The organism is Geojedonia litorea, from assembly GCF_042654525.1.
Lineage (GTDB): Bacteria > Bacteroidota > Bacteroidia > Flavobacteriales > Flavobacteriaceae > Geojedonia > Geojedonia litorea.
The window spans coordinates 623316-636132 of the sequence record NZ_JBHSGP010000014.1; the positions used below are offsets into that span (position 1 = coordinate 623316).

Consider the following 12817-nt stretch of genomic DNA (forward strand, 5'->3'; position numbering starts at 1 on the left):
ACTACTTAAGCTTCAAACAGGCCTTGTTTCCAGCATAATCAATTGCACAGATTTCAATACCCTGATTATATAGAACCAGAGGTACGGTTGCAATCCACAAATTTTCTCCGTACCAGGTCATTTTTGTTGTATTGGATCCGTCGCTACTTAATACTTCAACAGAAGACCAATCTTGAGGCATATTTGGACTTTTATTGTCATGAATTCTTGCCTTAATTGAAGTGGTGCCATCGGTTTCATTATTAGTGACCAAATAGTGGGTAATTTTAGGAGAAGCGGTATCGGGGCTAATATCTTTACCTATAAAAATGCGCTCTTCAATTCCCTCTTCTCCTTCTCCCTGACCCATTATGATATCTAATTTTTTGTCATTATTAATGTCACCCAAAACCATTGAAAGTGTAAGTGGTGTGGGCGCACCTTTTAGAACAGGTTGAATAAGTTTGAATTTACCCGAACTGTCATTTTCCAGCAAACGGTCTTCACCAGTTAATGAGCTAATCAAAAAATCAGGGTCATTATCTGAATCATAGTCTAAAAACACAATGTTGTTGTCGTCTTCCCCTATATTCTCTGAATCGGACCAAAGACTGTCAGTTGCATCGATAAATCGTTTTCCTTCTTGATTTAAAAAAATATGCTCTCTTCGAGAAAAAGATTCGCCATTAACAATTTCACCATCATTCACGGTAATTAAATCTAAAAAGCCATCTCCGTTTATATCCATTGGCTCTAATTCGTAGTTATTGGTATAGGCAGGTAGAAGCCTTTTGTCTTCAAAAAAACCACGCCCATCATTTACAAAAATTCGGCTAGTGGCACATCTTTTACATGATATGGCCATATCTAAGTCAAAATCATTATCAAAATCAAAAAATTCGAGATCCCATGAAAACTGAATTAACAAATCTGGCATTTGCGTTTCGGTAACATCTTTAAAATAGCCGTTACCATCGTTAAGCCAAAGCATGGTTCTTCCTCCGTTATTATTCATATTGGAACCCGGACCCCAATCTGCTAGTACTATATCGAGATCACCATCGTCATCAACGTCGCCAAGTTCAAGATCGCCAATACTCGCTTTAATGTTAGGAAATTGTTCTAGAGTGACATTTTTAAACTTTCCCATTCCAAGTCCAATATAAAGTTGGCTTTGAGTTTGATAGGTTGTTCCAACAATAATATCTGGGATTCCATCATTATTAATATCCCTAACTTTTATAACCCTTGATATATACTTTTCATTTTTGAAAACTTCATCTGTAACCTCCTGAAATTTTGTGTTAGGCCCTTTATTGATAAATATTCGGCTCGACTCTGGTTCACCCGGCTCGGAATAATTTCCACCATTTGCAAAAATCAGGTCCAGCATTCCGTCGCCATTAATATCGGCAACTTCTACTCTATTGGTCCATTCTTTTGTTATTGGCAAATAGGTTGAGGTCTCATCAACCCAAAACTCATGGCTCAATTCGGATTTTGATGAGGTTGGATGGTTGGCTTGATCTTTACAGGAATAAAAGTTAACAACCAAACACACAAAAAGCATTGTTTTAAATGGAGTCATATACTAATAATTATATTGAAATCCTTTTTTAAGGACTGTGGAAAAGTTGTTTTTTTAAATTCCCCTAGAGATATATAGCAATATAAGGAAAGTATCATGATTTTCGTTAGTAGGGCCACAAGTAATTGTTAAGGGTGATGGTCCAATGTTTCAAATAGTTGACGTTGATAAGTAGACTAAAACGACATTTTTTAGTAATGGTAAGTGACACTCATTTATACTTGGGCTTAAGCATCTATTTTGAAGCCTCTTATTAGGTTACCGCAATTAATTGGCATCACAACTTAGTTGTCTTGAATGAGTTTCAGGACACTTATAGTCTGAATGAAAGCGCTTATGTCCCTCATACCACCTCACAATCTTATAATCAGCTAAATCATCTGGTTAATAATAAAGCTATAGAAATTAAATTTTAACCTTAATCTAAAGCAACCTATCCGACCTTATAGCATCTATGACAATACTTTGACCTTTTTCAAAGAAAAGATTAAGGCGTTTTTATTCCCCAAAATAATCTTTTAAAATAAAACCAAATTATGAAAAGAAAAGCATCAAAAAGCAGCTGTTTATTGAACTACTCATTACACAAGATTAACGCCTAATTTCAGACTTCTTCAACTATGAAAATTTTAGTTATTCAACAAAGAAGGGTGGGCGATGTACTTTTAAGTTCCATGCTTTGTGAACAAATAAAAAAAAACATTCCGACCTCTTGTGTACATTACCTAGTAAACACAAACACGGAGGCTATTGTAATGAACAATCCATATATAGACCAGATTATTTTTTTTACAGAAGAATATCGAAAAAGCAAGTGGTCATTCTACAAGTTTTTAAATGGGCTAAATCAAGAGAATTATGATGTAGTTATAGATGCCTACTGCAAATTGGAAAGCATGTTAGTTACTTTGTTTTCAAAGGCGAAAGTTAAAATTTCTATCGACAAATGGTACTCTAAATCTATATATACCGAGACCTGTAAATACACAAAAGTCAACAATTCTAATTTGGGTTTAGCTGTTGAAAACAGATTAAAATTACTCAAACCACTCCTTAATGATAAAGCTAAAGTTGTTAGTCAACCAAAAGTATATTTAACTGAGAATGAAATTTTAAAGGCTAGGTTATTTTTAGAAAATAGCAATATTGATTTTTCCAATCCAATTCTTATGATCAATATTCTGGGAAGTGCCATACAGAAAACATATCCACTTACATATATGGCACAAATTATTGATTATATAGTGAGTAAGGGCGAATTTACTTTGCTATTTAATTATATACCATCACAATTAAATCAGGCAAAAGAGCTTTATAATTTATGCTCTCTCAAATCCAGATCTAAAATTAAGTTTGATGTTTATACCTCTTCATTGCGTTCATTTTTAGGTGTTTTGTACCATTGCAATGCACTTATAGGTAATGAAGGAGGCGCAGTCAATATGGCTAAAGCACTCAATATACCAACCTTTAGTATTTTCTCTCCCTGGATTGATAAAGCAACTTGGGAAACTTTTAAACATATTAAGAGTCATGTTGCGGTGCATTTAAATGATTATAAACCTAAACTTTTTACCGGTAAATCAAGAAAGAAATTAAAAAAGAACGCTCCCGATTTGTATTGCAAATTCAAACCCATTCTTTTTAAAGAAAAAATCAATCATTTTCTAGAGTCTGAAGTCCTGATAAAAAAAAGATATAGTTCCTATAAAAACATCGAAACAACTACAGACCGGGTTAAGTATAAAGTTTTCAATAGCGTTTTGCAACATTAGTCGTTGGTTGATTTTATAAAAAATTCCAATCTTGTTTTAACGCAACCTTTTCTTTGTTTTATCATCTTAAGCAATTTAAAACAACCTTAATATAATTTGAAAATATTCACTAGGCATTAGTTTATTTAAAAGTCTCAAATCATAATTATGAATCATTCATATCATTCTAAAAATATTTTTCTAGAAACCCACAATATAAGAAAACTGCATAGCGGTTTCGGGCAATTCAATTATAATTTGGCTAAAGCTTTAAGCAAGGAAACCGATTTTCTAGACCATCACAACATAATTATTAATTGTAATAATAAAACTGTAAAAAAAGAGATAGGAAACAATATCTTATATAATAAATATTTCCCATTATCGAGATATCCGCTCTTTAGGATTAAGAATAATTTTGGCCTTTGGCATTCGGTTAACCAAAACACAAAAATAGAACCTGCTTCTCAAAATATACCCTATTTATTAACCATTCATGATGTAAATTTTTTAGAAGAAGAAAAAGGAAAGCGTTTAGATTTTAGAATCAATCAACTCAAAAACAAAATCAATAGAAGCTCGGCAATAGTATATATTTCTGAATTTACCAAGCAAAGCACCAAGGCTAGTTTTAATATTCCAAACATACCTGAATACGTTATTTATAATGGGAATAATTTTAACAATAGTTCGGTGAATAGCATAGAGGTTAGTCGCGCTAAATACATCCCCAACAAGCCATTTATTTTTTCAATTGGACAGGTGGTTGAAAAAAAGAATTTCCATACGTTAATTGAAATGTTAAGGTTTTTAAGCGATGTAGTTTTGGTTATAGCTGGAGGATTAAAGACCGCTTATGCAGAGATTTTAAAAGAAGCAATACAAAATTATAAGTTTGAGAACAGGGTTTTTTTATTAGGTAATATTAACGAATCAGATAAAATCTATTACTATAAAAACTGTCTGGCTTTTGCCTTTCCTTCTTTACGAGAGGGCTTTGGACTTCCTGTGCTTGAAGCAATGACTTTTGGTAAGCCTGTATTCCTTTCAAACAAAACATCTTTGCCAGAAATAGGAGGAGCACATTCATTTTACTGGAATAGTTTCGATGCGGAAGAAATGGCAAATGTTTTTGAAACAGGAATGTCCAAATTTGAAGCCAATAAGAATATATTCAAATCTGCCTATGAAAATCACTCACAACAGTTTACCTGGGAAAAAGCGGCTAAAGATTATATAAATGTTTATAAAAGCCTATTAGAAAATTAACATCTCATCACTAATAATAATTATCCACTAAATGAAAAACTTTAAAAGGTTTCTTAAATATCTTATCCCATATAGAAAATATCAAATGTTAAGCATATTGTTCAACATTTTGTATGCTCTGTTTTCCTCATTATCCATGCTTTCACTTTTACCTATGATAAAAGTACTATTTAATGAAGGAGAAAAATTAAAAGTAAAACCAGTTTTCCGTGGTTTTAAAGATTTTGACTTAAACTATATTGAAAACTATCTAAATTATTTTATTTCTACAATGAACTCTTCCAAGGGGCCTTTAATCACATTAATAACTATTGTAGGTTTTGTTTTAAGCACATTTTTGCTTAAAAACGTATTTAACTATCTATCTATTTTATACATGACCTATTTAAACAATGGCATTTTAAAAGACTTAAGACAAGATGTTTACAATAAGGTCCTAAGCCTAAATGTAGGCTTTTTTTCTAATGAAAGAAAAGGTGACCTTATTGCTAGAATGACATCAGACATCAATACCATCAAAGTATCGTTCATGAGTGTTTTAATGATGATTAGAGAGCCTTTAACAATTCTTTTTACATTAATTGCAATGATTGCTATAAGTTGGAAATTGACCATTTTTGTGTTTTTCTTTATTCCTGTTTCTGGAATTTTAATTTCAAAGCTTAGCAAGGGCATCAAAAGTCAATCTGGTGATATTTTTACATTAGAAGGTCATTTATTATCTAATATAGAAGAAACACTTGGTGGCATAAAAATTATTAAAAACTTTACTGCAGAAAACTATTTTTCTAAAAAGTTCCAAGATTTCACAAAGCATATAAATGATCTCAACAATTCAATTGGCAAAGTCATTAGCTTGTCAGCACCAACTAGTGAATTTGTGGGGATTTTTGTTATTTCTATATTACTCATTTATGGTGGTTCTTTAGTATTAATTGATCAGTCTATAAGTGGCGGCGCCTTTATGGCCTATATGGGATTAGCATATCAAATTTTAACGCCCGCAAAAGCCATTACAAAAGCCCATCATGCACTTCAAGGAGGTAATGCTGCTTATGAGAGGGTCGCTTTCATTTTGGACGCAGAAAATCCATTAAAAGATATTCCTAATGCTAAAGTAATCACTGAATTTAAGCATGAAATAAAATTTAATAACGTGTCTTTTAAATACAAAAATGACTATGTCCTAAAAAACTTTAACCTTACGATCCCTAAAGGTAAAATAGTGGCTCTGGTTGGAGAATCTGGCAGTGGTAAATCTACAATTGCCAATTTGATCACACGTTTTTACGATGTAAATGAGGGCAGTATAACTTTTGATGGTAATGATATTAAAAATGTGACTACCAAATCTTTAAGAGAACAAATGGGTATAGTGGCTCAAGACTCTATATTATTTAATGATACAATCGCAAACAACATTTCTCTAGGTATTCAAGAAATTAATGAAGAAAAAATTAAAGAGGCAGCAAAAATTGCCAATGCTCACAATTTTATCTCAAATTTCCCGAAAAAATATCAAACCAACGTAGGAGACGGAGGCGGTCTGCTTTCTGGAGGTCAACGACAACGTATTGCTATAGCCCGAGCGGTCATGAAAAACCCGCCAATTATGATTCTTGATGAAGCAACCTCCGCTTTAGATACTGAATCTGAAAAACTGGTTCAAAACGCCCTTGAAAATATGATGGAAGATCGAACCTCAATAGTTATAGCACATAGGCTATCCACCATTCAAAATGCAGATCTTATCGTAGTAATGAAAGATGGTTCAATCATAGAACAAGGAACGCACGAAGAGTTGTTAAAAATGCATGGAACTTACTATAATTTAGTTTCTCTTCAATCACTGGAGTTATATCAGCTTATATAATAAAGTAAATGAAAACCTATTCAGAAGGACTTAACGTCATTGGATATACCGAAGGCGAGTTTGGTTTAGGAGAAGCAATTCGCTTAAATATAAATGCAGCTAAAAAACTTGATATTCCTATTAATTTAATAAACTATGAGAAGGTAAAACAAAACATAAATTATCAGTATTCATTTACCTACTCTGTTAATTTAGTTCAATTATCCCTAAAGGATCTCGAATCATTTATTGCAATTATTGATTCCAATTTATTTAAAAAAAAATACTCTATTCTTTTTTTAGTTTGGGAATCAGAATATATTCCTCCTGAATTAGCTGAAAACTTAAATTTATTTAATGAAATTTGGACCCCTTCTGAATATTGCAAAAAAATATTTGAAAAAACATTCAAAAATCCGATTACAATAATCCCACACCCTGTTGAGGTGCACCTTAAACCTGTTTCAAATCAAAAAGCAATCCAATTTTTTGATGATAACAAATTTAGTTTTCTATTTATATTTAGCTATCATAGCTCTATAGAAAGGAAAAACCCGTTTTTTTTGATTGAGGCTTTTAAAGCAGCTTTTGATAATAATGATAATGTCGAATTGGTGATTAAAACTGTTGGGGGGAAACAACACAAGAAACAAATGCAACGTTTGAAGCGTTTTATTTCAAAAAACATAAAGATTTACGACGTAGAACTTGATAAAAACAGTGTTAACCATTTAATAAATACTTGTGATGCTTATGTGTCTATGCATCATTCAGAAGGATTTGGATTAACTCTAGCCGAAGCCATGTATTTAGGTAAACCAAGTGTGGCAACCAATTACTCTGGAAACACCGAATTCATGAATATTGAAAACAGCTTCCTCATAGATTATAAACTTAGTTATATTGAGAATTTTGATAACAACTTTTGTTCTGAAACATTATGGGCCAACCCATTATTTAGTGATGCAGTTAAAAAATTGAGAAGTGTTTACGAAGATTCAAGTTTAAGGGTTAGAAAAGCGATGAATGCTGAAATTTTTGTTAAAGAAAAATTATCTTTCTATACTATAGGCACAATGATAAAAAATCGATTAAATTTTATATATATCAATTTTGACGATTTAGTTGCGACCCAATGCCAAAATACTTACCTTCTAAATCAATTACAATTTACAAGGATTGAAATTGCACAACTTAAAAGAGAAATTAGAAAAATGAATAAAAATAAGGTCATTTATTTGGTTGTAATTCTCAAAAATGTTACAAGAAAATTAAAAGCAAAATTTCTTTTGGCTACCTAATAATTCAGTAAAACATTCTTTGCGTTGTTAAGGGAATACTATTCTACACCTAAGTGGACTCTCCCATAAGATTCGCTTTCGATTTGTATAATTAGCACAATAGGTTTAGTTTCATGATTTTCAAATTTTATTAGTTAAGATTATGGCGTTCCTTTTTAGGTATGACGATACACCGAATTGTATTCCTTTTTTACTAAAAAGTTAACAAGTTAATTTCTAAAAATAAAGTAAAAGATGCGTTTAGATTTGCGCTTTGCGGGGTTTCTGAATAAAAAAACCAGCCACTATAACGTGGCTGGCTCTTAATCAGTGGTCCCACTTGGGCTCGAACCAAGGACCACCTGATTATGAGTCAGGTGCTCTAACCAACTGAGCTATGGGACCAAAAAGTGTGCAATATTACTACTTATTTTAAAACTCTACAAGAATTTTTAGCCCTTTATATCTTGACACAACTCAATGAGAACGCCATTTGTTGACTTGGGGTGTAAAAATGCGATGAGCTTATTATCGGCTCCCTTTTTAGGGGTTTTGTGAATCAACTCAAAGCCTTCATTTGATAAGCGCTCAAGAGCTTCTACAATATTGTCTACCTCAAAAGCAATATGATGAATCCCTTCTCCTTTTTTTTCAATGAACTTTGCTATTGGGCTGTCGTCATCTGTGGCTTGCAGGAGTTCAATCTTATTAGGTCCTGTTTTAAAAAAAGACGTCAATACCTTTTCTGATTCCACCATTTCCTGTTTATAGGGCGCGGTACCAAAAAGCGCTTCAAAAACCTTGTTTGATTGTTCTATATCCTTTACGGCAATACCTATATGCTCTATTTTGTTCATTATGTCTGTCTTTAAGACTTATATTCCTTCTGCTAAAGCTGATTTTATACCTTCAAAAATAAGATAATCTTTAAATATCCTCTATTTTTGTACCCAACAAGTTCGTGATAAACTAAATGTTGAACCAAAATATGGTACTATTAAATAGTCACAACTTATAAATTGAATGGTTTTGGAAGAGAGTCACAGACAAAAAAGAATTGGCGGTATTTTACAAAAAGATCTTGCCGAAGTGTTGCAAGGTGCTGCTACACGAGGTGGATTGAAGGGAATTATAATTTCGGTAACCAAAGTTAATGTTACCGTTGACCTATCCATTGCAAAGGTTTATTTAAGTGTGTTTCCTAATAAAGAAGCTAAAGAATTGCTTAAGGGTATTCGTTCTAACACACCATTAATTCGGCACGAACTGGCACAACGCACAAAAAATCAGTTGCGCAGAATGCCTAATTTGGAATTTTTTATTGACGACTCTTTAGAATATATTGACCGAATAGAAAAATCTTTGAAGGGTGATGATAACCCAATTATTGATCCTAACTTACTGGATAAACGAAAAAAATCCTGATCTAAATAGTGGTGTTCTGGCCTTCAAAATGAATAAGCATAAACACTTACTTGTTCGTTTATTTTTTATAATATTATAGCTTATGAATGTTGCCCTTTACATTGCAAAACGCTATCTCTTTACCAAAAGCAGTAATAATGCCATAAATATTATGACTATTATTGCCGCATCTGGCGTGGTCATTGCGTCGGCTGCATTATTTATCGTTTTATCAGGGTTTGCTGGGCTAAAAGATTTTAGCTTGGAGTTTTCATCATTTGTGGATCCCGACTTAAAAATTGTACCTTCAGAAGGTAAATCCTTTTTGCTCTCCAATGATGACGTCAATGCCCTAAAATCGACTGAAGGCGTATCCTCTTTGACTAAAATTGTCGAGGAACGTGTGGTCATTGAATTTGATGGGAAAAAGAAGCTCGCCACTATTAAAGGGGTTGATGAAAATTATGTGAAGGTTACCGCGATTGATTCCATGATTATCCAGGGGAATTGGTTTGAGTCTGGGACAAATCAAGTGGTTTCCGGAGGCGGAATTGCTTATAGCTTGTCGTTTGGGGTTTTGGATTATGCAAAAAACCTAATGATTTATGTGCCTAAACCAGGTAAGGGCCAAATCAATTCAATAAAAAGCATATTTAATAGCGTAGAAGCCTATAATGTTGGTGTTTTTGATATTAATGAAGAATTAAACAATGAATACATCTATGCCGATATTGAAACCGCTCGCTATTTACTTAATTACAATCCAGAACAAATTAGTGCTATTGAACTAAAATTATCTGAAGGCTCTGATGAAACTCTGGTGCGAAGTCGTATTATTAGCAAGTTGGGTGATAAGATCGAAATCAAAAACAGGACACAGCTTAATGATACGCTTTATAAAATGCTAAATACCGAAAATGTAGCGGTGTATTTAATCTTCACATTGGTTATTATCATTGCATTGTTCAATGTCATTGGAGCGCTCATTATGATGATTTTGGATAAAAAAGATTCCCTCCATACTCTTTTTAATTTAGGAACTTCAACTAAGGATATTAAACGCATCTTCTTTCTTCAAGGAAGCCTTATGACTAGTATTGGCGGAGTCATTGGACTTTGTATAGGATTTATAATTGTGTTTTTACAGCAACAATTTGCACTGGTCATGATAACGCCTTCGTTGCCTTATCCAGTAACAATTAAAGCCATTAATTTCTTAATTGTATTACTAACTATTGGAGTTTTAGGGGTGCTAGCTTCTAAAATTGCTTCAGGCAGAATTACCAAAACCTTGGTAAAACCTTAATTTAAGCAAATTGAAAATCTGAAAAATTTTCAAGGACTTCATCAAATGCATTAAAAACATCAATGGCATCATCACTGGTTACCATTTTCATACGATATTCTTTAAAATTAGGAATGCCTTTGAAATAGTTGGTATAATGACGTCTGGTTTCAAAAACACCAAGCTTTTCCCCTTTCCAGTCTATGGACATTTGAAGGTGTCTTCGTGCGGCATCAACGCGTTCTTCCAACGAAATTGGACCCAAATGTTCACCTGTTTTAAAAAAGTGTTTCACCTGCTTAAAAAACCAAGGATTGCCAATGCTTGCTCTTCCAATCATTGCGCCATCTAAACCATAACTATCGCGCATTAACATTGCTTTTTCTGGTGTATCTACGTCACCATTTCCAAAAACAGGGATATGCATTCTTGGATTGTTTTTTACTTCAGCAATGGGTTTCCAATCGGCCTCGCCTTTATACATTTGTGCGCGTGTTCTGCCGTGAATCGCTATGGCTTTACAGCCCACATCTTGTAAACGCTCTGCAACCTCTACAATTTTTATGGAATCATGATCCCAGCCCAATCGTGTTTTTACCGTAATTGGAATGTTAGTGCGTTTAACCATTTCGGCCGTTAGGGTTTCCATCAGGCAAACGTCCTTTAAAATCCCAGCGCCAGCACCTTTACTCACCACTTTTTTCACCGGGCACCCGAAATTGATGTCAATGATATCTGGGTTGGACTTTTCAACGATATCGATGGTTTGCAGCATGCTATCTAAATTGGCTCCAAAAATTTGAATCCCAACAGGACGCTCTTTTTCGTAAATATCCAATTTCATAACGCTTTTGGCCGCATTTCTAATCAAGCCTTCACTAGATACAAACTCGGTGTACACCACATCGGCACCTTGCTCTTTACAAAGTGCTCTAAATGGAGGGTCACTTACATCTTCCATTGGTGCTAGTAATAGCGGAAAATCAGGTAATTCTATGTCGCCTATTTTTATCAAGTGATTTAAATTTTGTGCAAAACTAATGCTTTTTTTAAGTTTTACAGAATTTCTATTTACAGTTCCTATTCATAACAAGCTAAATATCAATGATCATTAGCTTGTAATTCTCATCAAAACTCTATTTCAGCTTCAATGTCTTTATTGTTACGTTTCACAACAACATTTACTTTATCGCCTTCTTTAAAAGACGAAAGCGCTCGCATATAGCTCATCATATCGGTCACTAAACTGTCACCTAATTTAACAACAATATCTCCTTTTAGAAGTCCCGCTTTTTCGGCAGGTTTTCCTTCGCTTATTCCATCTATTCGCATCCCTTTTCCGTCAAACAAATAATCTGGAATAACGCCCAAACCTACTTTAAATCGGGGCACATCTTCACTTTCATTTTTTGTTTTTCTGAATGGCAATTTACCGTTGTCGTTTAAATCAGAAATGATATCAAAAATATAAGTTGAAATCAATTCCATCCCTTCATAATTGAGGTGTTCAAAATCATCTGAAGGCTTATGATAATCTTCATGTTGCCCTGTAAAAAAATGCAAAACAGGAATCTCTGCATTATAAAATGACGTATGATCGCTTGGCCCTACTCCCGATTCATTTTCTACAATTTTAAGTGTTTTGCTGTTCGCATTAATTACTTGTTTTAAGATTGGTGAAGTTCCAACCCCATAAACAGCAAGGGTCTGATCTTCTTTCAATCGTCCAACCATGTCCATATTCAACATATAATTAATGGACTCGATATCTAGTGTTGGATTTTTAGTAAAATAATTAGAGCCCAACAATCCCATTTCTTCCCCTGAAAATGCCATAAACAAATAATTGTTGCCCTTATTGGCGTTTTTTAATTTCCCTGCCAAATTAAGCATCACGGCCACGCCGCTCGCATTATCATCGGCACCATTATGTATAGCCTTTTCCTGGCCTCTATATAAGGATCCTTCTGCCCCATAACCCAAATGATCATAGTGCGCACCTATGACTATGGTATTTTTGGCCTTGTTGTCCAAAAACCCAATCACATTAGTTCCTGTAATAGTGCTGTCGTTGCCGATAATGGTATAATTTACCTCTTGGTGTGGGTCTGTTTTTGGTTTAAACGAAAACTGCTGTAGATAACCATCGGTACCTTTAGGCGTTAAGCCAAGAGCATCAAATCGTTTTGCAATATAGTTGGCGGCTTTTATTTCGGCATCTGTTCCTGTTTGGCGACCTTCTAATTCGTCACTTGACAAAAATTCAACGTCTTGCTTGATCTTATTTTCAGGGATATATTCATTTTTACAACCCAAAAGGATTACAAAAAAAAGAATGGACCATATTCTGTTCATATTATAAATCTTATTTTTGGGCAAAATTAGGTAATAATTGCCACTTTATTA

General features: G+C 33.6%; 10 protein-coding genes and 1 tRNA gene. 6 read left to right on the forward strand and 5 right to left on the reverse strand.

Annotated features, from left to right (window positions below; genetic code table 11):
• Position 1: 1 nt before the first annotated feature.
• Positions 2-1567 (reverse strand): FG-GAP repeat domain-containing protein, encoded by a 1566-nt coding sequence (locus tag ACFO5O_RS10740; RefSeq protein WP_387963623.1) that lies wholly within the window; start codon positions 1565-1567, stop codon positions 2-4.
• Positions 1568-2187: 620 nt separating this feature from the next.
• On the opposite strand from ACFO5O_RS10740, the gene ACFO5O_RS10745 reads away from it, so the two are divergent.
• From ACFO5O_RS10745 to ACFO5O_RS10760, 4 genes are all read left to right on the forward strand, one after another.
• On the forward strand, positions 2188-3342 hold the full coding sequence (locus ACFO5O_RS10745) for a glycosyltransferase family 9 protein (RefSeq protein ID WP_387963625.1): 1155 nt from the start codon (positions 2188-2190) through the stop codon (positions 3340-3342).
• Positions 3343-3489: 147 nt separating this feature from the next.
• Positions 3490-4590, forward strand: a complete 1101-nt coding sequence (locus ACFO5O_RS10750) for a glycosyltransferase family 4 protein (protein WP_387963627.1) — start codon at positions 3490-3492, stop codon at positions 4588-4590.
• Positions 4591-4621: 31 nt separating this feature from the next.
• A complete protein-coding gene (locus ACFO5O_RS10755; RefSeq protein WP_387963629.1) occupies positions 4622-6463 on the forward strand; it encodes an ABC transporter ATP-binding protein in 1842 nt (613 codons plus the stop codon).
• A gap of 8 nt (positions 6464-6471) precedes the next feature.
• Positions 6472-7743: a glycosyltransferase family 4 protein gene (locus ACFO5O_RS10760; protein WP_387963631.1), complete on the forward strand. Its 1272-nt coding sequence runs from the start codon at positions 6472-6474 to the stop codon at positions 7741-7743.
• A gap of 310 nt (positions 7744-8053) precedes the next feature.
• Here ACFO5O_RS10760 and ACFO5O_RS10765 read toward each other — a convergent pair.
• Together ACFO5O_RS10765 and mce are read right to left on the reverse strand one after the other, a co-directional pair.
• A tRNA-Ile gene (locus ACFO5O_RS10765) sits at positions 8054-8127 on the reverse strand.
• A 47-nt stretch (positions 8128-8174) separates the two neighbouring features.
• Entirely contained in the window at positions 8175-8579 is a 405-nt protein-coding gene (mce, locus tag ACFO5O_RS10770) for a methylmalonyl-CoA epimerase (RefSeq protein ID WP_387963633.1), read from the reverse strand.
• Positions 8580-8745: 166 nt separating this feature from the next.
• On the opposite strand from mce, the gene rbfA reads away from it, so the two are divergent.
• Together rbfA and ACFO5O_RS10780 are read left to right on the forward strand one after the other, a co-directional pair.
• The gene (rbfA, locus tag ACFO5O_RS10775) at positions 8746-9147 is read left to right on the forward strand and encodes a 30S ribosome-binding factor RbfA (RefSeq protein ID WP_387963635.1); all 402 of its coding nucleotides are present in this window, start codon (positions 8746-8748) and stop codon (positions 9145-9147) included.
• A gap of 82 nt (positions 9148-9229) precedes the next feature.
• The gene (locus ACFO5O_RS10780) at positions 9230-10432 is read left to right on the forward strand and encodes an ABC transporter permease (RefSeq protein ID WP_387963637.1); all 1203 of its coding nucleotides are present in this window, start codon (positions 9230-9232) and stop codon (positions 10430-10432) included.
• 1 nt (position 10433) lies between these two features.
• Here the strand turns inward: ACFO5O_RS10780 and dusB are convergent, their stop codons facing one another.
• Positions 10434-11426, reverse strand: coding sequence for a tRNA dihydrouridine synthase DusB (gene dusB, locus ACFO5O_RS10785; protein WP_387963639.1), 993 nt, complete (start codon positions 11424-11426; stop codon positions 10434-10436).
• A gap of 113 nt (positions 11427-11539) precedes the next feature.
• Positions 11540-12766: a M20/M25/M40 family metallo-hydrolase gene (locus tag ACFO5O_RS10790; RefSeq protein ID WP_387963641.1), complete on the reverse strand. Its 1227-nt coding sequence runs from the start codon at positions 12764-12766 to the stop codon at positions 11540-11542.
• Between the last annotated feature and the right edge of the window lie 51 nt (positions 12767-12817).

Coding starts and splice junctions, on each gene's coding strand:
- ACFO5O_RS10740 (WP_387963623.1), bottom strand. CDS start 1,567: ATGACTCCATTTAAAACAATGCTTTTTGTGTGTTTGGTTGTTAACTTT.
- ACFO5O_RS10745 (WP_387963625.1), top strand. CDS start 2,188: ATGAAAATTTTAGTTATTCAACAAAGAAGGGTGGGCGATGTACTTTTA.
- ACFO5O_RS10750 (WP_387963627.1), top strand. CDS start 3,490: ATGAATCATTCATATCATTCTAAAAATATTTTTCTAGAAACCCACAAT.
- ACFO5O_RS10755 (WP_387963629.1), top strand. CDS start 4,622: ATGAAAAACTTTAAAAGGTTTCTTAAATATCTTATCCCATATAGAAAA.
- ACFO5O_RS10760 (WP_387963631.1), top strand. CDS start 6,472: ATGAAAACCTATTCAGAAGGACTTAACGTCATTGGATATACCGAAGGC.
- mce (WP_387963633.1), bottom strand. CDS start 8,579: ATGAACAAAATAGAGCATATAGGTATTGCCGTAAAGGATATAGAACAA.
- rbfA (WP_387963635.1), top strand. CDS start 8,746: ATGGTTTTGGAAGAGAGTCACAGACAAAAAAGAATTGGCGGTATTTTA.
- ACFO5O_RS10780 (WP_387963637.1), top strand. CDS start 9,230: ATGAATGTTGCCCTTTACATTGCAAAACGCTATCTCTTTACCAAAAGC.
- ACFO5O_RS10790 (WP_387963641.1), bottom strand. CDS start 12,766: ATGAACAGAATATGGTCCATTCTTTTTTTTGTAATCCTTTTGGGTTGT.